Annotated in this window: 17 protein-coding genes; 9 read left to right on the forward strand and 8 right to left on the reverse strand. The window is 73.6% G+C overall.

Annotated features, from left to right (window positions below; translation table 11 throughout):
- The first annotated feature begins 12 nt into the window (after positions 1-12).
- The 5 genes from ACZ6R9_RS14350 to ACZ6R9_RS14370 all read left to right on the forward strand — a co-directional run bounded on the left by ACZ6R9_RS14350 (position 13) and on the right by ACZ6R9_RS14370 (position 7502).
- The gene (locus ACZ6R9_RS14350; protein ID WP_465538385.1) at positions 13-2727 is read left to right on the forward strand and encodes an AAA family ATPase; all 2715 of its coding nucleotides are present in this window, start codon (positions 13-15) and stop codon (positions 2725-2727) included.
- A gap of 195 nt (positions 2728-2922) precedes the next feature.
- Positions 2923-4524, forward strand: coding sequence for a tannase/feruloyl esterase family alpha/beta hydrolase (locus tag ACZ6R9_RS14355; RefSeq protein ID WP_465538386.1), 1602 nt, complete (start codon positions 2923-2925; stop codon positions 4522-4524).
- Between the two features lie 58 nt (positions 4525-4582).
- Positions 4583-5740 (forward strand): hypothetical protein, encoded by a 1158-nt coding sequence (locus ACZ6R9_RS14360; protein WP_380478130.1) that lies wholly within the window; start codon positions 4583-4585, stop codon positions 5738-5740.
- Positions 5741-5751: 11 nt separating this feature from the next.
- Positions 5752-6987 (forward strand): biotin carboxylase, encoded by a 1236-nt coding sequence (locus ACZ6R9_RS14365; protein ID WP_380478129.1) that lies wholly within the window; start codon positions 5752-5754, stop codon positions 6985-6987.
- A 155-nt stretch (positions 6988-7142) separates the two neighbouring features.
- Entirely contained in the window at positions 7143-7502 is a 360-nt protein-coding gene (locus ACZ6R9_RS14370) for a hypothetical protein (RefSeq protein WP_465538387.1), read from the forward strand.
- A 73-nt stretch (positions 7503-7575) separates the two neighbouring features.
- On the opposite strand, the gene ACZ6R9_RS14375 is transcribed toward ACZ6R9_RS14370, so the two are convergent.
- From ACZ6R9_RS14375 to ACZ6R9_RS14390, 4 genes are read right to left on the reverse strand one after another with little or no spacing between them, the layout of a single operon-like run.
- On the reverse strand, positions 7576-7758 hold the full coding sequence (locus ACZ6R9_RS14375; RefSeq protein ID WP_380478127.1) for a hypothetical protein: 183 nt from the start codon (positions 7756-7758) through the stop codon (positions 7576-7578).
- The gene (locus tag ACZ6R9_RS14380) at positions 7755-8798 is read right to left on the reverse strand and encodes an alpha/beta fold hydrolase (RefSeq protein WP_465538388.1); all 1044 of its coding nucleotides are present in this window, start codon (positions 8796-8798) and stop codon (positions 7755-7757) included. Before ACZ6R9_RS14380 ends, ACZ6R9_RS14375 begins: the two co-directional genes overlap by 4 nt.
- A 28-nt stretch (positions 8799-8826) precedes the next feature.
- Positions 8827-9621: a helix-turn-helix transcriptional regulator gene (locus ACZ6R9_RS14385; RefSeq protein ID WP_465538389.1), complete on the reverse strand. Its 795-nt coding sequence runs from the start codon at positions 9619-9621 to the stop codon at positions 8827-8829.
- Between the two features lie 14 nt (positions 9622-9635).
- Positions 9636-10241: a VOC family protein gene (locus ACZ6R9_RS14390; RefSeq protein ID WP_465538390.1), complete on the reverse strand. Its 606-nt coding sequence runs from the start codon at positions 10239-10241 to the stop codon at positions 9636-9638.
- A gap of 239 nt (positions 10242-10480) precedes the next feature.
- Between ACZ6R9_RS14390 and ACZ6R9_RS14395 the strand changes: the two genes are divergently transcribed.
- The 3 genes from ACZ6R9_RS14395 to ACZ6R9_RS14405 all read left to right on the forward strand — a co-directional run bounded on the left by ACZ6R9_RS14395 (position 10481) and on the right by ACZ6R9_RS14405 (position 16327).
- A complete protein-coding gene (locus ACZ6R9_RS14395) occupies positions 10481-11743 on the forward strand; it encodes an AfsR/SARP family transcriptional regulator (RefSeq protein ID WP_465538391.1) in 1263 nt (420 codons plus the stop codon).
- 1030 nt (positions 11744-12773) lie between these two features.
- Entirely contained in the window at positions 12774-13349 is a 576-nt protein-coding gene (locus ACZ6R9_RS14400) for a hypothetical protein (RefSeq protein ID WP_380478122.1), read from the forward strand.
- A 68-nt stretch (positions 13350-13417) separates the two neighbouring features.
- Entirely contained in the window at positions 13418-16327 is a 2910-nt protein-coding gene (locus tag ACZ6R9_RS14405) for an AfsR/SARP family transcriptional regulator (RefSeq protein ID WP_465538392.1), read from the forward strand.
- 30 nt (positions 16328-16357) lie between these two features.
- Here ACZ6R9_RS14405 and ACZ6R9_RS14410 read toward each other — a convergent pair whose 3' ends face one another.
- The 4 genes from ACZ6R9_RS14410 to ACZ6R9_RS14425 all read right to left on the reverse strand — a co-directional run bounded on the left by ACZ6R9_RS14410 (position 16358) and on the right by ACZ6R9_RS14425 (position 23288).
- Complete coding sequence (locus tag ACZ6R9_RS14410; protein ID WP_465538393.1) at positions 16358-18178, reverse strand: acyltransferase family protein; 1821 nt, start codon at positions 18176-18178, stop codon at positions 16358-16360.
- 105 nt (positions 18179-18283) lie between these two features.
- Positions 18284-21022, reverse strand: coding sequence for an alkaline phosphatase family protein (locus ACZ6R9_RS14415; protein WP_465538394.1), 2739 nt, complete (start codon positions 21020-21022; stop codon positions 18284-18286).
- 5 nt (positions 21023-21027) lie between these two features.
- Positions 21028-22374, reverse strand: a complete 1347-nt coding sequence (locus ACZ6R9_RS14420; RefSeq protein WP_465538395.1) for an ABC transporter permease — start codon at positions 22372-22374, stop codon at positions 21028-21030.
- Positions 22371-23288, reverse strand: a complete 918-nt coding sequence (locus ACZ6R9_RS14425) for an ABC transporter ATP-binding protein (protein ID WP_465538396.1) — start codon at positions 23286-23288, stop codon at positions 22371-22373. Before ACZ6R9_RS14425 ends, ACZ6R9_RS14420 begins: the two co-directional genes overlap by 4 nt.
- 385 nt (positions 23289-23673) lie before the next feature.
- Between ACZ6R9_RS14425 and ACZ6R9_RS14430 the strand changes: the two genes are divergently transcribed.
- Positions 23674-25515: a glycoside hydrolase family 15 protein gene (locus ACZ6R9_RS14430; RefSeq protein ID WP_465538397.1), complete on the forward strand. Its 1842-nt coding sequence runs from the start codon at positions 23674-23676 to the stop codon at positions 25513-25515.
- Positions 25516-25526 lie beyond the last annotated feature (11 nt).

Consider the following 25526-nt stretch of genomic DNA (forward strand, 5'->3'; position numbering starts at 1 on the left):
ACCGGAGGGGACATGGCGGAACTGGGGAAGCGTCAACTGCTCGGACGGGCGCGGGAGTCGGCGGAGTGGGAGCGGCTGTTGCGCGAGGTGCGCGGCGGGCGCAGCCGGGTGCTGGTGCTGCGCGGGGAGGCGGGCGTCGGGAAGTCCGCGCTGCTGGATCAACTGGCGGCGCTGGCAGGTCAGTTGCAGGTGGTGCGGGCGGCCGGGGTGGAGGCCGAGGCGGAGTTCGCGTACTCGGCGCTGCAGCGGCTGTGCGCGCCGCTGCTGGACCGGCTGGAACGCCTGCCGCAGGTGCAGCAGGACGCGCTGCGGGTCGCGTTCGGGCTGAGCGGCGGGGCGGCGCCCGAGATGCTGCTGGTCGGGATGGCGGTGCTCGGGCTGTTCGCGGAGGCGGCGGCGGAGGTGCCGCTGGTGTGTCTGGTCGATGATGCGCAGTGGCTGGACCTGATGTCCCAGCGGATCCTGACGTTCGTCGGGCGGCGGCTGGATGCCGAGTCGGTGGCGCTGGTGTTCGCCGAGCGGGCCGCCGACGGGGCCGGGGACGAGGGCTTCGCCGGGCTGCCGGATCTGCTGCTGGGCGGGCTGGCCGACGCCGAGGCGCGGACCTTGCTCGACAGCGTGCTGCCCGGGCCGGTGGATGCCCGGGTGCGGGACCGGATCGTGGCCGAGACCGGCGGGAATCCGCTGGCGCTGCTGGAGTTGCCCCGGGGCCTGTCGGCCGCCGAGTTGGCGTTCGGCTTCGGCGAACCCGGGGCCGGGCCGCTGGCGACCCGGGTCGAGGACGGATTCCGGCGGCGGATCGAGGCACTGCCCGCCGACACCCGCGCCCTGCTGCTGGTCGCCGCGGTCGAACCGGTCGGCGACGGGCCGCTGCTGTGGGACGCGCTGCGCCGGATGGGCATCGGGCCGCAAACGGCGGCGCCCGCCGGGGACCTGATCACCGTGGGGGCGGTGGTGCGCTTCCGGCACCCGCTGGTGCGCTCGGCCGTCCGGCGCGGCGCGGACGCCGCCACGCTGCGGGCGGCGCACCGGGCCCTGGCCGAGGCCACCGACGGCGGGCGCGACCCCGACCGGCAGGCCTGGCACCGGGCGCACGCCGCGCCCGGGCCGGACGAGGAGGTGGCCCACGGGCTGGAGTGCTCCGCCGACCGGGCGCTGGCGCGCGGCGGCCGGGCCGCCGCCGCCTCGTTCCTGGAGCGGGCCGCGGCGCTCACCCCCGACCCGAAGGGCCGGGCGCGGCGGGCGCTGGCGGCCGCGTCGGCGTACCTGGCCGCCGGTCTGACGGCCCGGGTGCCCGACCTGCTCGCCGCCGCCGAACTCGGGGCGCTGGACCCCTTGCAGCAGGCCGGCGTCCACCGGCTGCGGGCCAAGGCGTCGGACCTGACCGATCAGGGGCCCGGCGTGGTGCGGCCGCTGCTGGAGGCGGCCGAGCGGCTCGGCGGGCTCGACCCGGCCGCCGCGCGGGAGACCTGCCTCACGGCGTTCGGCGCGGCCGTCCGGGCCGGGCGGGCGGACGACTCGGCGCTGCGGCGGGTCAGCGAGGTGGCACGGGCACTGCCGCCCGGCGGGGAGGCGGCCGGTGCCCTGCTGCGCGCCCTGGCCGGGTGGGCCACGGACGGGCCGGCCGCTGCCCGCCCGCTGCTGGCGCGGGCGCTGCGCGAGGTCACCGAGGCCGAGGACCCGGCCCTGCTGTGGGCGGCCGCGAACGCCGCCGCCGAACTGGGCGACCTCGGGGCCTGGCTGGACGTCACCGACCGGGCCGTGCGCTCCGCCCGGACGACGGGCACGCTGTCGACGCTCGCGGTGGCGCTGCCGTACCGGGCGGCCGCGCTGGGCTTCGCGGGGCGCTTCGACGAGGCCCGCGAACTGCTGGCCGGGGCGAGCGCCGTCGAGAACGCGGCGGGCACGGCGACGCGCCTGGCCGTGACGGCCCTGCTCGGTGCGTACCAGGGCCGGGAACACCCGGCCCTGGCCGCGATCGGGGCGGCCGAACGGGAGGGCGAGCGGCGCGGCCTCGGACGGCTCACCGCGAGTGCGGCGTGGGCACGGGCGGTGCTGCACAACGGCCTGGGCGGCTACCCGCTCGCACTGGAGGCGGCGCTGCGGGGTGCGCGGTACCAGGACCTGGCCGTGCACCACTGGACGTGCGGGGAGCTCGTCGAGGCGGCCGTCCGGGTCGGCGACGCGGCCGCGGCGGCCGGGGCCCGGGAGCGGCTGGCCGACTGGGCCCGGGCCGGCACGCCGTGGGCGCTCGGCGCGCACGCCGTCGCCGAGGCCCTGGCCGGGGAGCCCGGGCAGGCCGAGGAGCGCTACCGCGAGGCCGTCGGGCACTTCGGCGCGGGCGGGCTCGGCGTGTTCGAGGCCCGGGCCCGGCTGCTGTTCGGCGAGTGGCTGCGCCGGCAGAACCGGCGGTCCCGGGCCCGCGACGAACTGCGGGCCGCGCACGAGGAGTTCGCGCGGACGGGCCTGGAGGCGTTCGCGGAACGGGCCCGGCGCGAGCTGCTGGCCACCGGCGAGACGGTGCGCAAGCGCACGGTCGGCGGGCCGGAACTCACCCCGCAGGAGGCGCGGATCGCCCGTCTCGCGGCCGGTGGGCACCCCAACGCGGAGATCGGCGCCCAGCTGTTCCTCAGCCCGCGGACGGTCGAGTGGCACCTGCGGAAGGTGTTCGGCAAGTTGGGGATCTCCAGCCGTCGCGAGCTCGACGGGGCCCTCGCCGCCCGCTGAGGGACCGTCAAGCGGGGTCGCGACAGCGACCGGATGTCCAGCCGCCCCTCGTGACCCGCCAGGAGGAGCAGAGCGGGCGTCCGAGGTGTCCACGGCCGCCCGGGCCCGCGGAAGTCTGCCGTCAGATGACTGATGTGCCCGAGTCGGTGGGTCGGTGACAGTGGTCGCGCGATTCCCGAGTTCGAGGAGAGAGACATGGACCGACGGCTTCTGAGGCTCGCCGCAGCAGGGTTCTCGCTGGCGGCGGCCGCGGCCGTCAACGTGCCGGCGAGCGCGGCTCCGGCCGCCTCCGGCCCCGCCCCGTTCACCTGCGGCCCGCTGCGGCCTGCGGCCCCGGAGGGTGTCGCCGTGGAGTCGGTGACGGCCGCGGCCGTGCCGGCGGGCACGTTCCAGGTGCCCGGTTCCCCGCCGCTGGGCGGCGGGCAGGTCGAGGACGTCCCGGCGCACTGCGAGGTGACCGTCACGCTGACGCACCCGGGCGCCAACGACCGTGCCACGTTGCAGATCTGGCTGCCGGAGTCCGGGTGGAACGGGCGCTTCCAGGCGGTCGGCGGCGCCGCGTACGCCGCCGGGAGCATCGGCTCGGTGGCCGGGGCGGTCAAGCAGGGCTACGCGGCGGCGACCACCGACGCGGGCGTGGACACCAGTGGCCTGGACAGCAGTTGGGGCCTCAACCCCGAGGGCGAGGTCAACGCCGCGCTGCTGGAGAACTTCGCCTCGCGCTCCGTCCACGAGATGGCGGTCGTCGGCAAGCAGGTCGTCGACGGCGTGTACGGCCACACCGCGTTCCGCTCCTACTTCAACGGCTGCTCCACCGGCGGCCGCCAGGGCTACCTGGAGGCGCAGCGCCACCCCACCGACTTCGACGGCATCAACGCCGCCGCCCCCGCCATCAACTGGAACCAGTTCGAGGTGGCCACGCTGTGGCCGCAGGTGGTGATGAGCCAGCAGCACACGTACCCCACCACGTGCGAGTTCAACGCGTTCAACCAGGCCGCGCTGAAGGCCTGCGACAAGTTCGACGGCGTCGCCGACGGGTTGATCAGCAACCCGAACCGCTGCGACTTCGACCCGCGCCGGCTGATCGGCACCAAGGTGGTGTGCGAGGGCAAGGAGTACACGATCAGCGCCGCCGACGCCGACGTGGTCCGCCGGATCTGGGACGGCCCGCGCTCCAGCGACGGCAAGCGGCTCTGGTACGGACTGCCGGTCGGCGCCGACTTCGGCCCCCTCGCCACCAGCACCACCACGGACGGCGTCACCACCGGCCGGCCGTTCATCGTCCCCGCCCAGTGGGTCGCCACGTTCGTGCAGAAGCAGCCCGGGTTCAGCTCGGCGAACCTGACGTACCCGCAGTTCGAGGAGATCTTCCGCAAGGCCCGCGCCGAGTACGACACCGTCATCGGCAGCCGGGACGCGGACCTCTCCGCGTTCCGCGACGCCGGCGGCAAGCTGCTCACCTGGCACGGCGACGCCGACCCGGTGATCCCCACCGCCGGCACGGTCGACTACCGCAAGCGCGTCGAGGCCAGGATGGGCGGCAGCGCGAAGGTCGACGACTTCTACCGGCTCTTCCTGGCGCCCGGCGTCGCGCACTGCGCGCTGAACGGTGCGGACGACCTGGCAGCGCTGACCGCCTGGGTCGAGCGGGGGCAGGCCCCCGGCGTGCTGCACGCCACTCTGCCCACCGCCGACGGCCGGAACCTCGCCCGCGAGGTGTGCCGCTACCCGATGGTCTCCCGCTACGCCTACGGAGACCCGACCGCCGCGAGCAGCTTCCGCTGCGTCAAGCCCTGAGCTGAGCCGGGGCGGGTCGGCGGCCCGCCCCCGTTCCGGTTGCGGACAAGGAGTGGAAGTGGACAGCAACGATCTCTTCAACGGTTCCGCGGACTCCGGACCTCGTGCGCTCGTCCGGTCCTCCTCGCCGTTTCGCGACTACGTTCTGCACGACCTTCCAGGAGACCTGGCCGAGCTCGGGCGAGGCGGCCTGACGTACAGCCAACTCGCCTGCAAACAGCGGGAGATGGTGGCCGGTCTCGGGGCGCTCGGTGACGACCCGCGGGCGGCCCGGGTCACGCAGCTCGACCTGCTGTTCATGCGCGGTGGATTCGCTCCCGCCGGGCCGCGGGCCGCGCCCCGCGAGCTGACGGAGCTGATCTCCGCGCAGTGCGCGAGGTTCCCCTCGCTGGACCCGTACCTGAGCTACGAGCTGCTGATCGACGTGAACAGCGAGGAGTACGAACGCTGCGGCGACATCAGGGTGTTCTCGCAGGGCCGACTCGGCACCCTGGAACGGGACTTCTACCTCGGCCACTACCTCTCCGAGCCGTGGGCCAGGTCGGCCGCCTACGGCCTGCGCGCGCTGGTCACGGCGCCGGATGCCGTGAAGCCGGCGGCGGCCCTGGAGGACGCCGCGCGCTGCGTCGCGGAGTTCACCTCGCACATGGCGAGCTACCGCAGACTGTCCGGGGAAGCGTTCGGCCACTTCCGGCACTTCCACCTGGGCCACCCCGGCGGGCCGCGCGGAGCGAGCGGGGCGTTCATGCCCAGCGTCCAGCTGCTCGAACTGGTCCTGCAGCCCCCGACCGTGGACTACGGCAGCTACCTGGACCAGGCGATGTCCTACTTCCCGTCCTGGGCCCGGCCGGTCGTCGCCCAGTGGCGGAGCGCCTCCAGCCTGGGCGTGAACGTGTGGCAGGCGGTACGGGACGGCAGGCTGGTGCTCGACCAGGCCGGGACCGCCCGGCTGGTCCAACTCATCGACAGATTCGTGGACTTCCGCATGGTGCACCTGGGTATCACCCGGCGCATGGTGCCCGAGGCGTTCCCGGACCGGACCGGGCTGACCCGCCGGGCGATCGGCGCGCAGGCCGGGGAGAGCGACATCCTGCACGCCGATCACTCCGGCACCTCGGGGTTCGGCGTGCGGCAGGTGCTCACGAACGCCGTCCACCGGCTGCTCGCGCTGCGCCGGGAGGTTCTTTCGCTCACGGCAGTTCCGACCGATCAGTAGGAGGCAGAAGAATGTCCGCGTTCCGGGTGGCGGTGGTCGACGCGTTCGGGGCGGCCTACGGCCACATCGACGCCTTCGGGGCGGTGGGCGGCGAGGTCGTCCAGGTGCAGAGCACGCCCCAACTCCCCTTCGGGGTCGAGCCGGTGGATTCCTCGCGGTTCAGCGAGGTGCTGGTGCACGACGGCGAGGTGGACGCCCTGGCCGCGAAGCTGGAAGCGCTGAAGCCGCTCGCGGTGCTGGCGGGCCGGGAGACCGGGGTGGAACTCGCCGACGCGCTCTCCGAGAAGCTCCAACTGCCCACCAACGGCACGGAGTTGAGCGCGGCGCGGCGCGACAAGTACCTGCAGATCGAGACGCTCAGGGCCCGGGGCGTCCCCGTCATGCGGCAGCTCCGCACCGGGGACGAGCGCGAACTGCGCGCCTGGCACCAACAGTTGGGCGGGGTGGCGGTGGTCAAGCCGCTGCGCAGCTACTGGGGCGACGGCGTCACGTGCTGCGACACGCCGGAGGAGTCGGCCGCGGCGCTGCGCGGGCTCCGCAGCCGGGGAACGGTTCACGGCGAGCCGATCGAGGAGGTGGTGGCCCAGGAGTACCTGGTCGGCACCGAGTACATCCTGAACACCGTCGGCAGCGGGGGAATCCACCACCTGACCGACGCCTGGCGCACCGAGCGGATCACGGCCAACGGGGTACGGGACCTGGTCGTGGCCCAGGTGCTGCTGCGCTCCGACGAACCGCCGGTGGCCGAACTCGCCGCGTACGGACGCCAGGTACTCGACGCGCTCGGCATCCGGCACGGCGCCGCCCACCTGGAGATCAAGCTGACGCCGGACGGCCCGCGGCTGATCGAGGCGGGCGCCCGGATGTCCGGACTCCCGTACTACACCGCCCACGTGCTGGGCGAGGGCCAGCTGGAGTGGATCGTGGACGCCTGTGCCCGCCCGGAGCGGTTCCGGGCCCGGGCCGGCCGGGGCTACCGGCGGCGCCACGCGTTCGCCTGGGCCGCACTGGTCGCCCCGGCGGCCGGGCGGCTGGTCCGCTACCGGGCACTCGACCGGATCCGGGAGCTGGAGAGCTTCCGCGACCTCACCGTGCACGTCGAACCCGGCGACCCCATCACCCCGACCGTCTACGACCGGGGCTACCCGGCGACCCTGACGCTGGAGCACCCGGTGGACGCGGTGCTCCAGCGCGACCTCAACACGGTGCGGTACCTCGACGGAGCCGGGATGTACGAGATCGAGTGACGGGCCTCCGGGCCCGGAGGCCCGGCTCCGGGTCTGCCGATCGGGCTGATCGCCGAACCGGAGAAGCAGGGCTGGAGGCTCCGGGCGGAGTACCGGCCGATCCCTGCAGCAGCACCCTTCAGCAACACCCTCACACCCACGGAAAGGTGGTTCACATGTTCACACCCAAGGCAATGCTCCGCGGTTCGGCCGTCGCGGCGACCCTCCTCGCGGCCGTGATCGGCCTCGGTGCCGGATCGGCCCAGGCCGGTGGCTGGCCCCCGTTGCAGCCGGGCGCCCACCTCTACTTGGGCACCGGCGGGAGTGGCGCGGTGACCGTGGTCGACCTCGACGACTTCGGCATGTGCCACACGCTGGCGACGCCCGCCCGGTCGGTCCAGGTCGCCTCCGGCTCCGCGTCCGTGGTGCTGTACTCCGGCGCGGGCTGCACCGACGCCAACCCGTGGGCCACCGGCTCGCTGGCCCAGTCCGACCTGCCGCGGCCGGCGCTGAGCTACCGGGTGGTCCCCGCCTGATCCCCACTCCGATGCGCCGTCGGCGGCGTCCGTCCAGCGACCCCTTCACGGTGACAGCCGGTCAGTGGGGGGCTCAGAGGCCCAGGTCGGCGGCCAGGCAGGAGAAGCGCACTGCCTGGCTGTCGGGGTCGAAGGCGGCCGCCGGGTTCGTCGGGGGGACGGGCCGCTCCTCGACCATGTCCGCGAAAGGGATCCGCTGCGGGAGGGCGCCGAACCGGATTCGGCGCAGCTCCGCGGCCTGCTCGGGGCCGGTCACCCGCGCACCGTCGTCAGGCGGTCGGCGTCCAGCACGGCCCGGGCGAAGGCCGCCGGGGCCTCCTGCGGGGCGTTGTGGCCGATGCCGGGGAGCACGCGGTGTTCGTACGCGCCGGTGAAGAACCTGCGGTAGGCGCTGCCGTCGGTGGAGGGCAGGAACGGGTCGAGGGCCGGGTCCAGGGTGATGGTCGGGACGGTGATCTCCGGGCGGGCGGCGAGGAGCTGTTCGTAGTGGTCGTAGCGGCGTTCGCCGTCGGCGAGGCCGAGGCGCCAGCGGTAGTTGTGGATCACGATGGCGGCGTAGTCGGGGTTGTCGAAGGACGCGGCCGTGCGTTCGAAGGTGGCGTCGTCGAAGTCCCAGGTGGGGGAGACCTCGTTCCACACCAGGCGGCACAGGTCGTGCCGGTTCTGCCGGGTCTCCATGGCGAGGCGGCCGCGGTCGGTGGCGAAGTAGTACTGGTACCACCAGGTGTGTTCGGCCTTCGGGGGCAGCGGGTTCTGCTGCGAGGGGACGTTGGTGATGAGGTAGCCGCTGACCGACACCAGGGCCTTGACCCGTTCCGGCCACAGCGCGGCGATGATGTCGGCGGTCCGCGAGCCCCAGTCGAAGCCGGCCAGGACCGCCCGGCGGATCTTCAGGGCGTCCATCAGGGCCAGGATGTCGAGGGCGATCGCGGACTGCTGCGCGTTGCGGGGTGTGGTCGGCGACCGGAAGGTGGTGGTGCCGTGGCCGCGCAGGTACGGCACGATCACCCGGTGGCCGGCGTCCGCGAGGAGCGGGGCGACGTCGACGAAACTGTGGATGTCGTAGGGCCAGCCGTGCAGGCAGATGACCACCGGGCCGTGCTGCGGCCCGAGCTCGGCGTAGCCGATGTCGAGCACGCCGGCCTGGACGCGCCTCAGGTCGGTGAAGCCGGTGCGGGTGCCCGGCGTGCTGCTCGGGACGGTCGGGGCCGGTGCGGCGGCGTGCGCGCCGGACGGGAGGGCGGTGGCGCCCAGGCCGAGGCCGAGCGCCGTGGTGAAGGTACGCCTGCTGATCATGTCTGGATGCCTTTCGGTGGCGGAGGTGTCATCCGGCGGCGCGGCTCAGTGCGTCGCGCAGTGCCGCCCGGCTGGTGACGCCCAGCTTGGGGAACACGCGGTACAGGTGCGAGCTGACGGTGCGCGGTGACAGGTGCATCCGCACGCCTATCTGCTTGTTCGTCAGGCCGCCGGCCGCCAGGTCGGCGACCCGGCGTTCCTGCCAGGTCAGCGCACCCGGTTCCGGGGCGCAGGCGCGGCGGGCCGCCCGGGCGGCGCGCAGTTCGTCCGGGGCCGGCGCGTCTTCGCCGGGACGGGCGGTGAGCGACAGTTCGGGCAGGGCGGCGGCGTCGAAGCGGGACGGGAGGCCGCTGCGGACCGCGACCAGCAGCTGCACCGGGCGGCCCGCCAGGCGCCGGCCGACGAAGCCGCAGACGTCGGCGCTGGACTCGTCCAGCCACTGCCCGTCGTCGAGGACCAGCAGCAGCGGCCGCTGTTCGGTGGCGAGCTCCAGCAGACGGAGGACGGCGATGCCGAGTGTCATGACGTTCGGCGGGCAGCTCCGGGGCCCGCCGAACACCGAGTCGAAGGTTTCCCGGGTCCGGTCGTCCAGCCGCGCGAGCTCGGCGAGCAGCGGGTGGAGCAGCTGGTGCAGGCCCGCCCAGGGCAGTGCGGACTCCACTTCGACGCCCGCCGCCCGGACGACAGTTCGGCCCTGCTGCTCCGCCAGCGCGGCGGCGTGCTGCAGCAGCGCGTTCCGGCCCGCCCCCGCCTCGCCGCGCAGCAGGAGGGCACCGCCCGATGCGGAGGTCACGAACGCCGTGAGTTCGGCCCGCTCGGCCATGCCGTTTCCTCCGTTCAGCTGTCGAGACCGGCCGCGCGGGCCATGTGCGCGGCGTACCACGCGGGCCAGTCGGCGTCCCGGTGGCCGAGTTCCTCCTCGTACCTGCCGTGGGCGGCCGCCGCGTCGCGGAGCGCCGATTCGAGTTCGGCGGCGGAGCGGTGCACCACCTGGCTGATCCGGCCGGGCCCGCGGGTGGTGACCTCCTGCAGGACGAAGAGGTTGCCGTCCGGGTCGGCGAACGAGGCGAAGGAACCGTACGAGCGCCGCTGCGGGTGCGGGCCGGCGACCCGCCCGGCGGTGCCCGCGTGGTGGAAGACGCCGCCCGCGTCGTGGAAGACCTCGCTGACCTCGACCCCGGCCGCCACCAGTTCGGCGCGGGCCGCGAGGATGTCGTCCACGATCAGGTGCACGCCGCGCTCGGAGCCGGGCGCCGCGTCGGTCACACCACTGCCGATGATCAGCGAGGCGGCCGAGCCGGGCGGGGTGAGGTGCACGACCCGGAAGCCGCCGGGGCCGGAGTGGTCGACGTCCTCGCGGAACCCGATCCGCGTGTAGAACTCCTTGGCCCGGTCCACGTCCGAGACCGGGAGGACCAGAACCTCGATTTTGAATTCCGTCATCAGTCGGCTCCCTGTGCTGTGCGGGAAGCCGTCCTTCGGCCTCCACCGCAGACGATCCCGGGAACGCGGGCCCGTCGAGCCCGTGTCGAACCCTGGCCCGTACCCGGGCCCGGGTTCCCGGGTGCGGGTTGCCGGGTGCGGGTTGCTGGGCCTGGGTTCCCGGGTGCGGGCCCAGGGGCGGTGCGGGGCAGAGCTATAACATGACGGAACGTCAACATGATCACTGCGGGGAGGGCGCGTTGGAGCTCCACTTCACCACCCTCGGCCCCCTGAAAGCCCGGCGCGCGGGCCAGGAGCTGCGCATCAACCGGGCCCGGGACCGGGCCGTGCTCGCCGTACTCCTCGCGCACGCCGGCCGGCCGGTGACAGTCGGTGAGATCATCGACGGGGTCTGGGGCGAGGAGGGGGACGAGGCGCCCGACCGGGCCGGGGCGCTCCCGGGCAACATGTACCGGCTGCGCAGCGCGCTGGGCGGCGACGGGAACCTGCTGCGGCACGTCGGCAAGGGATACTGCCTGGACGTCGATCCGGCACTCATCGACCGGACGGTCTTCCTGTCCGCGCTCGCCGACGCCGCCACCGCCCGCCTGAACTGGCAGCCGCAGCGCGCCCGCGAGCTGCTGACCACCGCGCTCGGCCTCTGGCAGGGCCCGGCGGCCCTGGACGGCGTACCGGGCCCCTTCGCCGACCACGAGCGCCGGATGCTGGCCGGACGCCGGGAGGAGGCGCTGCGGGCACTTCGCGAAGCCGACCTGTCGGGGGCCGGGCCTTCTGCCGAGCTCAGGGCCGGGGCCGCCCGGCCGGTGCTGCGGCCCTTCCAACTGCCGCCCGACCCGGCCGACTTCACCGGAAGGCTCGCCCAACTCGCCATCATCGCCGAGCTGTTGACCACGTCGGGACGGACGCAGTCGCAGGTCGTCACGGTCACCGGCCCGCCGGGCGCCGGGAAGAGCGCACTGGCGGTCCGCGCCGCCCACCTCGCGGGCCCCGACCACCCCGACGGGCAGCTGTACGCCGACCTGCACGGTGCGGAGGACGCCCCCGGCTACCTGGCGCCCTTCCTGCGCGCGCTGGGCGTCGAGGAACAGGCAGTACCGGCGAGCCTCGCCGAGCGCCGCGCCCTGTACCTCCGGCTGCTCGCCGACCGCCGAATCCTGGTCGTGCTGGACGGCGCCGCCGACGTCATGGGCATCCGGCCGCTGCTGCCCGAGACGCCCGGGAGCGCGGCGATCATCGTCCTCAACGGTCCTGCGGGGCAGGGGAGTTCGATCGAGGTCCCGGTCGGGCCGCTGGCCCCGGACGAGGCGCTGGAGCTGCTCGGCCGGATGATCGGCCGCGAGCGCTCCGAACGTGAGCCGGAGGCCGCCCGCGCACTGGCCGCCGCCTGCGGCCACCTGCCCCGCGCGCTGCGGGACGCGGCTGATCGGCTGGTGCGCCGCCCTGCCTGGCCGATCTCCGCTGTGCTCCCCGCGACCGTGCCGGGGCCGTCGGCCGGGTGGTGAACGCCGCGCTGCCCGCGCGCTGGCCGTCGCCTGTGGTCAGCTGCGTCGCCTGTGGTCAGCTGCGCCGCGTGTTGGGATGCGGCCGGCCGGTTGGTGCGACGCTCCGCGCGCTGCGGGATGCGGCCGATCGGCTGGTGAGTCGTTCCGCCTGGTCGGACTCCGCTGTGCTCCCGCGCCCGTGCCGAGGTCGCCGGCCGGGTGGCAGACGCCACTGCCCGGGCGTTGGCTGCTGCCTGTAGCCGCCTGCCCCGGGCGTTTCGGGGCGCGGCCGATCGGCTGGTGAGCCGTCCTGGCTGGCCGATCTCTGCTGTGCTCCCCGCGTCCGCGCCGGGGCCGTCCGCCGGGCCGTAAACGCCACCACCCGCTGCCTGTGGCCACCTGCCCTGCGCGCTGCGGGACGCCGCTGATCGGCTGGTGAGCCGTCCTGGCTGGCCGATCTCTGCTGTGCTCCCCGCGTTCGCGCCGGGGCCGTCCGCCGGGCCGTAAACGCCACCACCCGCTGCCTGCGGCCACCTGCCCCGCGCGTTGCGGGACGCGGCCGGCCGGTTGGTGCGCCGCCCTCCCCGGCCGATCTCCGCTGTGCTCCCCGCGTCCGTGCCGGGGCTGTCGGCCGGGTGGTAGACGCCACTGCCCGCGCGTTGGCCGCTGCCTGCGGCCACCTGCCGCGCGTATTGCGGGACGCGGCCAGCCCGTTGGTGCGCCGCCCTGCCTGGCCGGTCTCCCCTGTGCACCCGCGACCGCGCCGGGGCCGTCCGCCGGGCCGTAAACGCCACCACCCGCTGCCTGCGGCCACCTGCCCCGCGCGCTGGGGCACTTGGCCGATCGGCTGGTGAGCCGTCCTGCCTGGCCGGTTTCCGCTGTGCTCCCAGTGCCAGCGACGCGGCCGTCCGTCGGGCCGTAAACGCCACCGTTCATCGCGTGTCAATCCGTGCGCCGCAGAATCCCGAGTGCGACGTGATCATCCGCCCGGAGCCGCAGGTCACGGGTGTCGCCAGCCGTCGTGAACAGCACCGCCGAAAGGACCGATACGTTGAGCCGGACCACCGCAGGAACCACCCGGGGGCTGGGCGCTCTCGCCGCCGTCGCCCTCGCCCTCGCGGCGGCGGGCGTGTTGACCGCCCAGGGCACCGCCCATGCCGCCTACGACCAGCCGACCGCCACCATCTGGGACGGCGAACAGCTCGCCAACAATGGCGCGCACATCGACAACCGGGGCCAGTTCGGCACGGCGCGGCTCATCATGCAGTCCGACGGCAACCTCGTCACCTACTACGCGCCGGACCACGACTTCTCGCGCCAGTACCCGACCTGGGCGACCGGCACCGTCGGCTGCGGCGTCAACGCCGTCATCCGCACCGACGGCAACCTGGTCGTGCTGAACGCGAACGGCGGCCTGTGCTGGGAGAGCGGCACCGCCGGGTACCCGCACGCCCGGGTGACGCTCTGGCGCAGCGGCGACCTGCTGATCACCGACGCCTGCAACCGCACCGTCTTCGAGCGGCAGCCCGGGACGACGTACGTCCCCGGGCAGACGCACGGCGGGATCTTCGCCCCCAGCTCGGTCGAGAGCCCGTACGTCGTGATGCCGCCGCCGACCAACTGCTGAGCCACCACGCACCACCCCCCTGTGCCGCCGCCCGCGCCGGACCGGGGGCAACCACGGGAGAGCCGAAGATGGAGACAGCCGCAGTCGCAGCCGACCTGGCGGGGGAGGCCGGGCTTCGCTTCCGGCTGCTCGGCCCGCTCGCCGGGTGGGTGGGCGAGCAGCCCCTGGCGCTGGGCCGCCGCCAGCAGCAGGCGTTCCTCGCCATGCTGATCGCCGCTCCCGGGCGGGTGCTGACCACCGATCGGCTCGGGGACGGGATCTTCGACGAGGACAATCCGCCGGGCAACCCCAAGTCCGTGCTCGCCACGCACGCCTACCGGGTGCGCCGGGAGCTCCGGAGCCACGCGGCCGGCCACCTGCTGGTCACCGTGGACGGCGGCTACCGCCTGGACGTCCCGGCCGGGGCACTGGACTTCGTCGCCTTCGACCGCCTGGTCGCCGGGGCCGGCGAGGCCCTCGCCGCCGGTGAGCGGCCCCGGGCGCGGGACCTGCTGGCCCAGGCGCTGGCCCTGCACGAGGGCGAGCCGCTGGCCGGCCTGCCCGGTCGGCACGCCGACGAGCTCCGCCGCCATCTGACCGAGCGCCGGCTGGACGCGCTGGAGACCAAGCTGGGCCTGGACGTCGAGCTCGGGAGCGGCCCGTCCTGCCTGGTCGAGCTCGACCAGGCGGTCTTCGCGCACCCCTTCCGGGAGCGGTTCCGGGCTCTGCTGATGCTGGAGTACCACCTGTCGGGCCGGCCCGAGGAGGCCCGGGCGGTGTACGAGGACGCCCGGCGGTTCTACCTCGGTGAGGGGCTGACCTGCGCGGACCTGGACGCGCTGCACCGGCGCATCCTCCGCAACGACCCGGGCCTGGTCGCCGCCGCTCGCCCCGCCCTCGCCGAGGAGCGGCCGGCCGGCCCGGCGCCCGCCGCCGTGCCCGAGCAACTGCCCTGCCCGCTACCGGACTTCACCGGACGTCAGGCCGACGTCGCCCGGCTGACCGAGGCGCTCTCCCACCCGGACCCGGGCGCTGTCGTCATCTCGGCGATCAACGGCCTCGGCGGCGTCGGCAAGACCAGCCTGGCCGTGCACGTCGGACACGCCCTGCGGGCGCGCTTCCCCGACGGACGGCTGCACGTGGACCTGCGGGGCGCGCAGCCCGTTCCGCTCGACCCGGGTGAGGCGCTCGCGGGCTTCCTGACGGCGCTGGGCGTGGCGGACCGCGAGATCCCCGCCGACCTGGCCGAGCGTGCCGCGCTGTTCCGCACCACCGTGACGGGCCGCCGCCTGCTGATCCTGCTGGACAACGCGGCCGGCCCCGAGCAGGTCGCCCCGCTGCTGCCGGGCTCCCGGACCTGCGCGGTGCTGGTCACCAGCCGCGCCTGGCTCACCACGCTGCCGGGCGCCCGTCACCTGCCGCTCGACGCGATGGCGGCTCAGGAGGCGCTCGACCTGCTGGCCGCCGTCGCGGGCCGGGCCCGGATCGAGGCCGAGCCCGTGGCGGCGGCCGCGATCGTCACGGCCTGCGGCCGCCTGCCGCTGGCGGTACGGGTCGCGGGTTCCCGGCTGGCCGCCGACCCCGCGCAGTCGCTGGCCCAGCTGGCCGATAGCCTCGCCGACGAACGCACCCGCCTCGGTGAACTCACCCACGAACAGGCCTCGGTGGAGCCCGTCCTCGCACTCTCCTACGCCCGGCTCACCGAGGAGCAGGCCCGCGCCCTGCGGCTGCTGGCCCTGCCCGATGCCCCCGACCTCGGCCCTGCGGACGCCGCCGCGCTGCTGGACCGCGGCCCCGCCGAGACCCGTGAACTGCTGGACGCACTGGTCGACCTCAACCTGCTCCAGTCGCCGGCCGCCGACCGGTACGGCTTCCACGACCTGCTGAAGGTGTTCGCCCGGCAGCGTGGCGGGGACACCGCCGCCGAGGTGACGGCCGCGTTCGCCCGGCTGCTGGACTTCTGCGTGACCGGCGCCCGCAACGCCGAGAGCGCCGCGCACCGCGGCCCGGACGGTCACGGCTTCGCCGGTGCCGAGGAGGCCGCCGCCTGGCTGCGGGAGCGGACCGCGCTGCACCGCGCGGTGATCCAACGGGCCTGCCAGGACGCGGAGTTGTCGCTGACGCAGACCGTCGATCTGTTGGACGCGATGGGCTCGATCCTGTTCGGCCGGGGCTACGTCACCACGGTCGCCGACCTGGCCGGCCAGGTCGCGGCCGCGGCCATGGCTCGCGGCGAGCGGGACGCCGAGGCCCTGGCCCGTTCGGTGCGCGGCGGCATGCTCTGGCACGCCAACTCCTATGCGGAGGCGGGCCAGGAACTGCGCGGCTGCCTGGCGCTGTGCGACGGCCCGGACCGGCTGAAACTGCGGGCCGACACCCTGAAACTCCTCGGTGCGAACGCCCGCTCGCTGCGGGACTTCGAGCAGGCCGTCGGCTGCCTGGAGGAGGCGGCGGAGCTCTTCCGGCAGCAGGCGGACGAGACCGCCGAGGGGCTCGTCCTCGGCGAACTGGCCTTCAACCACGCCCAGTGCGGGCGCCTGGAGCAGGCCCGCGCCGCCGCCGAACGGTGCGTCGAACTGACCGGCCGTCAGGTCTCGATCCCGGAGTCCATCGGCCGGTACTACCTGGCCCGGGTGCTGCACCTGTGCGGTGAGCTCGGCCCCGCGCTGGAGCAGGCCGAGCACGTGGTGGAGCGGTTCCGTTCCTTCGGCATGCTGGCCTTCGAGGCCGCCACCGGGAGCCTGATCGCCCGCATCCACCTGTCGGCCGCCCGCGACCGGGCCACCGTCCGGGCGGCCGAGGAGGCACTGCCGAAGGCCCGGCAGGTCGGCGGACTGCTGGAGGGCGGGCTGCTGCGGGCCCTCGGCGAGGCGCTGGCCAGGCTGGGCCACACCGACCGGGCCCGGATCTGCCTCCAGCACGCGCTCGGCCACTACCGGCAGCTGGAGCTGGCGGGCGACGCGGCGGAGGTGGAGGAACTGCTTCGCGGGCTGTGCTGAGTCGGTCCGGGCGGGTGGGCATGCCCATGCTCATCGGATGTCCATCGTGCTCGGCGAACCTCTTCCCCGTGCCCGGCCACCTCCGGCCGGGACGTCCGAGAGAGGGGAACGACCATGTCCATCAAGGGACTTCGGAAGACCACGCTGGCCCTGGCGACGATGGCGATGGCCGGCGGCATCGCGCTGACGGGCGCCGGGTCCGCCTCGGCGACGACCGGTGGCGGCTGCGACGGGCCGGGCTGGCAGCAGGTCTGCATCAGCGACGGGTGGACCCAGATCAACACCTCGGTGACCACCAACTTCGCGAACAGCAACTGCACCGAGCAGGTCATCATCTGGGACTACACCACCAACACCCAGGCGATCTCCACCTCGTTCCCCTGCCGCTCCGGCCAGTTCACCTTCACCTGGGCCCTCTCCAACCCGACCTACGGCCACGACTACAAGGCCGAGGCCCGCTTCTACTGGCAGCCCGGCACCGGCTACACCTACCAGACCAGCCCCGACCTGCACTTCTGAGCCACCTCCCACCGGTCGGCCCGCCCATCCCCCCAGCGGGCCGACCGGCGGTAAGGACCGGGCGGGGGCCGAGCGGCGGCGGCCGGAGCGCAGGACCAGGAAGAAGCCGCAGGCGAAGGCCGCGAGGGCGAGGGCGGGCGGGTGGCCGGACGGGGCGAAGCCGTGGACGGCGAGCCAGGCCAGGGCGGGGAGAGTCGTGGCGAGGCCGCAGAGGAGCAGGGCGGGGGAGTGGCCGGTGCTGCGGGCGAGACCGAGCAGGGGGCGCTGAGCCCGTTGCAGGGCGGCGACCAGGGGGACGAGGAGTGCGGTCAGGACGGCGAACCAGGTCGGGCGGAGAGCGAACCACTGCCAGGAGCCGATGGACGGCTGCGGGGCGAGCCCGGCAGGGTAGAGCGTGGCGGCGACCAGGACCACCGGGACGGGGTGCCAGAGGTAGACCGTCATCGCCGCCCGGTTGAGGCGGGTGACGCGGGCTCGTCGCATTGGGGCGGCCAGCCAGCGCCGCGCGGCCGGCTCGGCCGCCAGCAGGAGGCCGCACTGGGCGGCGGCGAAGGCGAGCAGGGCGATCGAAGGTGGAGTCGTGTTGCCGGCGTGCAGGCCCGCGCCGACCATGTCCACCGGGAACGGGCCCCAGGTCAGCAGGCCGGCGAGGAGCAGTGCGCCCGCGAGCGCGAGCCAGAGGGGGCGGTGTCCCCGGGTGAGGCTGCCGTCGTGCCAGGCGAATCCCCACTGGTGCATGGCGCCCCAGACCAGCAGGTAGTTGGCGAACCCGAGCAGCGGCAGCCGCGGACCCAGGATCGCCACGTCCACCAGCGCGGCGCCAACCGCCATGGCAGCCGGCACGGCGAGCCCCCAACGGGTGTGCGCGGCGTACAGCGCGGGGGTCAGGACGATCAGCAGCAGGTAGACCGGGAGGAACCACAGGTGCAGAGCCAAGTACCAACCGGCCTGCGCGAGTTCACCCGCGTTCACCCCACCCGCCCAGGCCGCGGCGGCCGCGAACGAGACCATGCCGACGTACACCGCGGTCGGCCACAACAGCCGCAAGGTGCGGCGGTGCACCCAGCCCGTCCAGCCTTCCGCGCGGCGGCGGTGCGCCGTCCAGGAGGCGGCGTTGGCGTAGCCGCCGACCAGGAAGACGATCGGCATCACCTGGAAGAGCAGCGTCACCCAGCGCCCCCAGCCGACATACGCCAGGGCATCATGCCCCGCCACCCGCCCGGCGCGGTAGGTGAGGTCGGTCAGCAGCCAGTGCCCCAGGACCACGGCGCAGATCGCGGCCACCCGCAGGAGATCCGCGTAGTGATTGTGATCGGTGGGACGGGGGGACATGGGGGATCAGTGCCGGATCCGGGAGGTGTTGGCCTGTACACCTCATTATCCGGCGCTGCGCAAGAGGGTGGAGGAGGGCGCGAGCGCAGGCGGCGTTCGTGCTCGTCAGCCGTCGAGTTCGGCCGAGGGCAGGTACGCGCCCGGGACGTCCGTCGGAGCGAGCAGCGCTTGTTCGCCGGGGTACGGGGTCTTCCAGTCGTGGGCCTCGTACCAGGTGAGGTGGTTCATCTGGGACGGGTTGGCGCGGTCGGGGGCGGCGTCGGGGCCGGTCAGGTGCTGTTGCTGCTTCCAGTCGGACCACTTCCGCGCGAGGTCCGTCTGTTCGGCCGGGACGGACCCGGTCGCGGCGGGGGTGGCGGCCGGGTTCTGTGCGGCCGGGACGTCCAGGCCGCAGGAGGGTGCGGTGGCCAGGCCGTTGGTGAGCGAGGTGCGGTTCGGTTGCACGCTGAACGGGGTGAAGTCGGGGGTGCTGGTGAACGCCGAGGTCATCGGGGTGGCCGCGGTGTCCTTCTGGTTCATCGGCTTGATCCCGAGGATCTGCTCGATGGTGCGGATCATGTTGATCTGCGAGTAGTAGTGGCTGTCGACGACGCCGCGCCGGGCGTACGGACTGATGATCTGGATCGGTGCCCGGTGCCCGTCCACGTGGTCGAGGCCGGCCTGGGAGTCGTCCTCGACGACGAAGATCGCCGAGTCCTTCCAGTACGGGCTGTGGGTGATCTCGTCGACGATCTGGCCGACCGCGAGGTCGTTGTCCGCGACCTGGGCGGCGCCGTTGGCCGGGCCGCCGGTGTGGTCGCTGGAGAGCCAGAGCATGTTCAGGTTGGCCGGGCCGTTCTTCTCGAAGTCCTGCTTCCAGATCTGCGCGCGGTAGATGTCCGGGACGCTGGTGTCGAACATCGGGAAGCCGGGCACGGAGACGCTGTTCAGCGACGGGATCGGGGAGGACGAGTTCAGCTTGTACGCCGAGTTGTTGCCGGTCGCCTGCATGGTTTTGGCGTCGCAGTACAGGTTCTGCCAGGTGGCGTCGGCCGGCTTGGTCAGGAACTGGTGGAACTCGCCGAAGTCCCGCACGCTCCGGCCGGTGGCCTGGGCGCCGCTCCACAGGGTGCCGCTGGCCTGGTGGCCGAGGGCGTCGTCCTCGGTGTCGTAGCTGCGGATGTACTCGCCGGCCGAGGATTCGGTGTACTCCGGATTGTCCGCCTGCATCAGCCAGTTGTGGCCCTCGGCGGAGTTGGTGCCGATGTCGTACGTGTTGTCGTACAGCCCGAACTGCTGGGCCAGCGCGTGCTGGTTGGGCGTCACGTTCTCGCCGAACTGCGCCAGCGACGGGTCGCCGTTGCCCTGCGGCAGGTCGCCGAAGACCTGGTCGTAGGTCCGGTTCTCCTTGACGATCAGGAACACGTGCTTGATCGTCGACGGGTCGCCGATCCGGTTGGGGACGGGCACCGCCTTGGCCTTGTTGCCGGTGGCGAGTTTGGCCGCGTTGGTGGTCCAGTTGTTCTGCGCGAAGACCTTGGCGGTCTGCTTCCGGATCTCCTTGTCGCTCGGCAGGGTGAACCGCACCACGCTGGAGGTGGTGTCGTGGGTGCCGTGCGCGCCGTCCACCCGGCGGGCGTCGATGCCGCGGGTGTTGGAGACCAGGATCTGGTTGCCGGACGAGGAGATCCCGGAGGGGAAGTAGTCCGTCGGCAGCAGGCCGACGTAGCTCGCCGGCTCCTGCGGGCCGCGGAAGCGGTAGACGGCGATCGCGTTGGCCCGGCCCAGGGTCACCAGCAGGCGGCCGTCGTCGGTGAGGGTCACCGCGTTCGGCTCGTAGCCGATCGACGCCTCGGACCAGGGCTGGGTGGCGATGGTCTGGACGACCTTGTCGCCCCGGGTGTCGATCACCGAGACGCTGTTGGCGGCGGTGTTGGTGACGAACACCGCGCCGTTCCTGGCGTACACGGCGGTCGGGTGCAGGCCGACGTCGATGCTCGCGGGGGTGGCGGACGGGTTCGCCAGGTCGATCACGCTGACCGTGCCGGAGGTGGTGGCGGCGGTGTTCGGATCGGCCGGCACCTGGGTGCCGTACGAGTTGATGGTGCTCTCGCCGGGCTTCGCCGGGCGGCCGCCCTCGTTGCTGACGTACAGCTTGCCGCCCGCCTGGACCAGGCCGCGCGGGGCGTTGCCGACGGCCCAGCTCTGCTTGACGGTGCCGCTGGCGGTGTCGATCGCCACCACCCGGTTCTGGCCGTTGACCGCCGCGTACGCGCTCGCGCCGTCTGCCGAGAAGACCAGGCCGGCCACCAGGGCCCGCTGCGAGCCGTTCTTGGCGATCTTGACGACGGTCGGGTTGGTGACGCTGCCGTCCGGGTTCACGTCGAACCGGGTGAAGCCGTCCGGCTGGCCCAGCCACAGCTGCTTGCCGTTGGGGGAGTACGTCGGGCCTTCCTGGCCCACGTTGTTGGAGCTGATCCTCGGGGTGGCGGACGCGCCGCTGCCGACCAGCTGCTGCACCTTCCAGTTCCGCACGTCCACGATCGCCAGCGCCGCGCCGCCGTCGGTGACCGAGGCCGCCAGGTGGGTGCCGTCCGGGCTCACCGTGGACGACATGATCTTGCCGTTGTTGATCACCAGCCGCTCGCCGTAGGGAGCGAGGTACTGGTTGCTGGAGACCAGTTCGCCCTGCTCGTAGACCTGGCCGACCCGGTTGGTGCCGAAGGTGTCCGACTTGGCCCAGCCGACACCGGCGCCGGCCGCGACGACCACCGCCGTGGCGGCGGCCGTGACGAGCGTCCGGCGGCGGGTCCTGCGGCCGGACGTGCTCTGCGTGTCATCCACACGACGACGTGTGACCTGCATCGTTGCTATCCCTTCGAAGGTGCCGGAAGCAGCCCGACGTTGCCGTCGAACTGCCAGAGCGGGTTCGGGGCGTCACCGGTGGGGGTGCGCACCAGGAAGTAGCCGTTCACTTCCTTCGGCCCGTCGCCGTCGGCGACGAACCGCCCGTCGGGGGCGATGTCGAGCTGGTAGACGGCCGTCCCGGTGGCCTCGACGCCCGGGAGGTGCCAGGACACGACGCAGCGCCAGTCGTTGCCCGGGCCTTCGGGCTCGACCTCGGTGCTGCCCTTGTCGCAGGCCGCCGTGACCTGCAACTGCGCCTCGGTGACCTCGGGACGGTGGAGTTCGGCGGTCTGCAGGCGGTACAGGTGCGCGAAGGCCGTGGCCACCGAGCGCTGCACCTTGTCCTGCTCGATCCCGGAGCCGGTGGCCCCGAGCGCCGGGGTCAGTACCCCGACGGTGACGGCGAGCAGGGCGGCCAGCGGCAGCGCACCGAAGCCGAGGGCGCGGCCACCGGAGCCGTCGTGCGCGGGGTTGGTGAAGTCGCGCCGCAGGAACAGCAGGTGGGCCAGCAGCGTGGCGGCCGCCGCCCACACCAGGGAGACCGCCACACCGATCAGCAGCGGGCCGAGCTGCGCCGGTCCGGTGAACAGGCCGCTCCAGGAGACGAAGGCGTAACCGGGCAGGGCGAGCCGCACACCGACCGGCAGCGGCAACAGCTGGGCCAGCTGCATCGACAGCGCGACCAGCGCGGGCAGCAGCAGTCCCATCGGGGAGCGGCCCAGGGCGACCGAACCGAGCAGCCCGATCCCGGCCAGCGCCAGCGTCGGCGCGAGTGCGCAGAGCCAGGCCAGCAGGACCTTGAACGCGGCGTCGCCCGGCGACAGCAGGTGGCCGTCGAGACCCACCAGCGGGTGGTGGCCGACCGCCAGCAGGCCACCGGCGGTGGCGGACACCGCCAGCCCCGTCACCAGCAGCACCAGCACGGTGAGGACGGCCAGCGCCTTCGCGGCGAAGATCCGGCGCGGCGAGCGGACCGCCACCAGCAGGTGGCGCCAGGTGCCGAGCCGGTCCTCGGCGGCGAACACGTCACCGGCGACCACCGAGGTCAGCAGCGGCAGCGCCCAACTGCCCGCGAACCCGAGCGTCACCAGCGGACCCGCCCAGCCCGTCGCGTGCATCCAGCGGCCGAAGAGGGTGTCGGTGGGGAGGGTGCTCTGCCCGCTCACCCCGGCGACGAAGAGCGCCGGGGCCAGCCAGCAGGCCAGCAGCAGCAGCCGGATCCGCCACTGCGCGACCAGCTTGAGCAGCTCGAAGCGGTAGGTGCGGGACACCGGCACCTGGATGGCGGGGGGCGTGAGGGTCGTGGTCATCGGGCGTCCTGCTGCTGGTCGGTGAGGGCGAGGAACGCGGCTTCGAGCGGCGACACCACCGGCGCGAGCTCACGCACCGCGACGCCGGCCTGCACCAGCCGCACCACCAGCGCGTCCAGTGCGGGGATCCGCGCGCGCACCACGAGGCGCCCGGCGCCGTCGTCGGTGAGGCGGACCCCGGCCGTTCCGGCGGCGATCAGCCGGGCCGCCGCCGGGTCGGAGGTGAGCAGCCGGTAGTCGAGTTCACCGTTCTCGGCGGCCAGCTTGTCCAGCGGGCCGGAGAACACCACCCGCCCGGTGGCGAGGACGGTGACCTCGGAGCACAGCGCCTCCAAGTCGTCCATCCGGTGGCTGGAGAGCACGACGGCGCTCCCGTCCGCCGCCAGCCGCCGCAGCACCCCGTGCACCTGCCGCTTGCCGGCCGGGTCCAGCCCGTTGGCGGGCTCGTCGAGCACCAGCAGCCGGGGCCCGCTGAGCAGGGCGGCGGCGAGACCGAGCCGCTGGCGCATACCGAGCGAGAATCCGCCCACCCGGTCGTCGGCGACCTCCGTGAGCCCGACCTCGTCGAGCGCCTCCCCGACCCCCCGGGCCCGGCCCCGGAGGGCGGCCAGCGCGGCGAGGTTCTGCCGGGCCGTCAGCGCGGGGTACAGACCCGGCCCGTCCACGAACCCGGCCACCCCGTCCGGCGCCGCGAGCGCCCGGCCGACCGGCGTGCGCAGGATCTCCAGGCTGCCGCCGTCGGCGACGGCCAGCCCCAGCAGCAGGCCCAGCAGCGTCGTCTTGCCCGCGCCGTTGGGCCCCACCAGGCCGTGGATCCGCCCCTGCGTCACATCGAGGTCGACGCCGTCGAGGGCGATCACCTCACCGAAGCGCTTGGTGATCCCCCGGGCCCGGACCGCGAGCAGTGTGTCCATGAGTCCCTTCCTCCGAAACCGTTGGAGACCCTAGGCACTTGACGCAACGCGATCAGGAACCGCTTCCTGAACATTCATGGAACGGAAAGCGGCGCCCGGAAGGGGAATTGACCACCCGTCATCCGGATCTGCGGATGCCCCTGGCCCGATCGCGCGATTTCCGCCACGGGGCATATGCGGCGCCCGTCCCTTCGGGTCAGAGACTCCGGACGGCCGGGCCGGGGGCGGGCTGCCCATCCCGACCGTCGGCAACTTCTCCGTCACGCTGCGCCTCCACGCCCCCGACACCGCGTTCCGGTCTTCTGCGGCGCTCCGGCGGGCCGCGATCTAGCATGAAACGGAAGGTTCGGCTCGATGCCCCGCACCACTTGGGTGAGGAGGCCGTATGGGACGGCCAGGCAGTACTGGCGGATTCGGAGAGTTGGGCGGTGACCGGTACCTGCCGATCTCCGAACACGGACTGATCGGCGACCTGCGTACCGCCGCGCTGGTGGCGACGGACGGCACCATCGACTGGTACTGCTGTCCGCGCTTCGACGCCCCGAGCGTGTTCGCGTCCGTGCTGGACGTGGACCGCGGCGGCCGTTTCGAACTGGCCGCGGACGTGCCGGCCCGCACCCGGCAGTTCTACTTCCCCGACACCAACGTCCTGATCACGCGGTTCTTCGCGGCCGACGGGGTGGCGGAGATCCAGGACTTCATGCCCGTGGTGGACGAGTCGCGCGAGGCGGGCCGGCACCGGCTGATCCGGCGGGTGATCAGCGTTCGTGGCACGCTGCCGTTCCGGGCGAGGGTCGCGCCGCGCTTCGGCTACGGGACGCAGGAACACACCGTGGAGTCGGAGGGCGGCCACATGGTGTTCCGCTCACCGGATCTGGACATCGCGCTGACCGCCACCGTGCCGGTCGAGAGCGACGGGCAGGACGTGTGGTCGCACTTCAAGCTGCTGGAGGGCGAGTCCGCGGTGTTCGCCCTCGACCGGGTCACCGAGGAGATCGGCCCGCGCGGCTGCCCCAACCGGGAGGCCGAGCAGGAGTTCGAGGCCACCGTCCGGTTCTGGCGCCACTGGCTGTCCCGCTCGCGCTACCACGGGCGGTGGCGGGAGATGGTGCACCGCTCGGCGCTGCTGCTGAAGCTGCTCACCTACGCGCCCACCGGCGCGATCATCGCCGCCCCGACCACCAGCCTGCCCGAGCAGCTCGGCGGCGAGCGCAACTGGGACTACCGCTACGTGTGGGTCCGCGACGCGGCGTTCTGCATCTACGCCATGCTCCGGCTGGGCTTCACCTCGGAGGCCGAGGCGTTCATGGGCTTCATCTCCGAGCACGGGATCATGCGCGGCACCCGGGAGAGCGGCCCGCTCCAGATCATGTACGGCATCGACGGCCGCCGCGACCTTCCCGAGCGGGAACTGTCGCATCTGGAGGGCCACCTGGGCTCGGCGCCGGTGCGGGTGGGGAACGCGGCCACCGGGCAGCTCCAGCTGGACATCTACGGCGCGCTGATCGACTCCGTCTATCTGTACGACAAGTGGGGGCAGCCGATCAGCAGCGCGCACTGGGACGAGGTCGGCGCCGTGGTGGACTGGCTCTGCGACCACTGGGACCAGCCCGACGAGGGCGTCTGGGAGACCCGGGCCGGCCGGCGCGACTTCGTGTACTCGCGGCTGATGTGCTGGGTCGCGCTGGAACGGGCGATCCGGATGGCCAACCGGCGCGGCCTGCCCGCCGACCTGCCGCGCTGGCAGCGGGCCCGGGACGCGATCTACCGGCAGATCATGGCCCGTGGCTGGTCCGCCGAGCGCGGCGCGTTCGTCCAGGGGCTGGACGACAAGGTTCTCGACGCGTCCCTGCTGATGATGCCGATGGCCAAGTTCATCTCGCCCACCGACCCCAAGTGGCTGTCCACCCTGGACGCCCTCACCGCCGACCTGGTCTCCGACTCCCTGGTGTACCGCTACGACCCGGAGGCCAGCCCCGACGGCCTGCGGGGCGCCGAAGGCACCTTCTCGATCTGCTCGTTCTGGTACGTCGAGGCACTGGCCCGGGCAGGCCGGCTGGAAGAGGCCCGGCTGGCGTTCGAGAAGATGCTCACCTACGCGAACCACGTCGGCCTGTTCGCCGAGGAGATCGGCCGCACCGGCGAGCAACTCGGCAACTTCCCGCAGGCGTTCACCCACCTCTCGCTGATCAGCGCCGCCTTCAACCTGGACCGCGCGCTCGGCTGACCGCAAGGACC

The organism is Kitasatospora sp. NPDC048662, assembly GCF_055587065.1.

Coding starts and splice junctions, on each gene's coding strand:
- ACZ6R9_RS14350 (WP_465538385.1), top strand. CDS start 13: ATGGCGGAACTGGGGAAGCGTCAACTGCTCGGACGGGCGCGGGAGTCG.
- ACZ6R9_RS14355 (WP_465538386.1), top strand. CDS start 2,923: ATGGACCGACGGCTTCTGAGGCTCGCCGCAGCAGGGTTCTCGCTGGCG.
- ACZ6R9_RS14365 (WP_380478129.1), top strand. CDS start 5,752: ATGTCCGCGTTCCGGGTGGCGGTGGTCGACGCGTTCGGGGCGGCCTAC.
- ACZ6R9_RS14370 (WP_465538387.1), top strand. CDS start 7,143: ATGTTCACACCCAAGGCAATGCTCCGCGGTTCGGCCGTCGCGGCGACC.
- ACZ6R9_RS14380 (WP_465538388.1), bottom strand. CDS start 8,798: ATGATCAGCAGGCGTACCTTCACCACGGCGCTCGGCCTCGGCCTGGGC.
- ACZ6R9_RS14385 (WP_465538389.1), bottom strand. CDS start 9,621: ATGGCCGAGCGGGCCGAACTCACGGCGTTCGTGACCTCCGCATCGGGC.
- ACZ6R9_RS14390 (WP_465538390.1), bottom strand. CDS start 10,241: ATGACGGAATTCAAAATCGAGGTTCTGGTCCTCCCGGTCTCGGACGTG.
- ACZ6R9_RS14405 (WP_465538392.1), top strand. CDS start 13,418: ATGGAGACAGCCGCAGTCGCAGCCGACCTGGCGGGGGAGGCCGGGCTT.
- ACZ6R9_RS14410 (WP_465538393.1), bottom strand. CDS start 18,178: ATGTCCCCCCGTCCCACCGATCACAATCACTACGCGGATCTCCTGCGG.
- ACZ6R9_RS14415 (WP_465538394.1), bottom strand. CDS start 21,022: ATGCAGGTCACACGTCGTCGTGTGGATGACACGCAGAGCACGTCCGGC.
- ACZ6R9_RS14420 (WP_465538395.1), bottom strand. CDS start 22,374: ATGACCACGACCCTCACGCCCCCCGCCATCCAGGTGCCGGTGTCCCGC.
- ACZ6R9_RS14425 (WP_465538396.1), bottom strand. CDS start 23,288: ATGGACACACTGCTCGCGGTCCGGGCCCGGGGGATCACCAAGCGCTTC.
- ACZ6R9_RS14430 (WP_465538397.1), top strand. CDS start 23,674: ATGGGACGGCCAGGCAGTACTGGCGGATTCGGAGAGTTGGGCGGTGAC.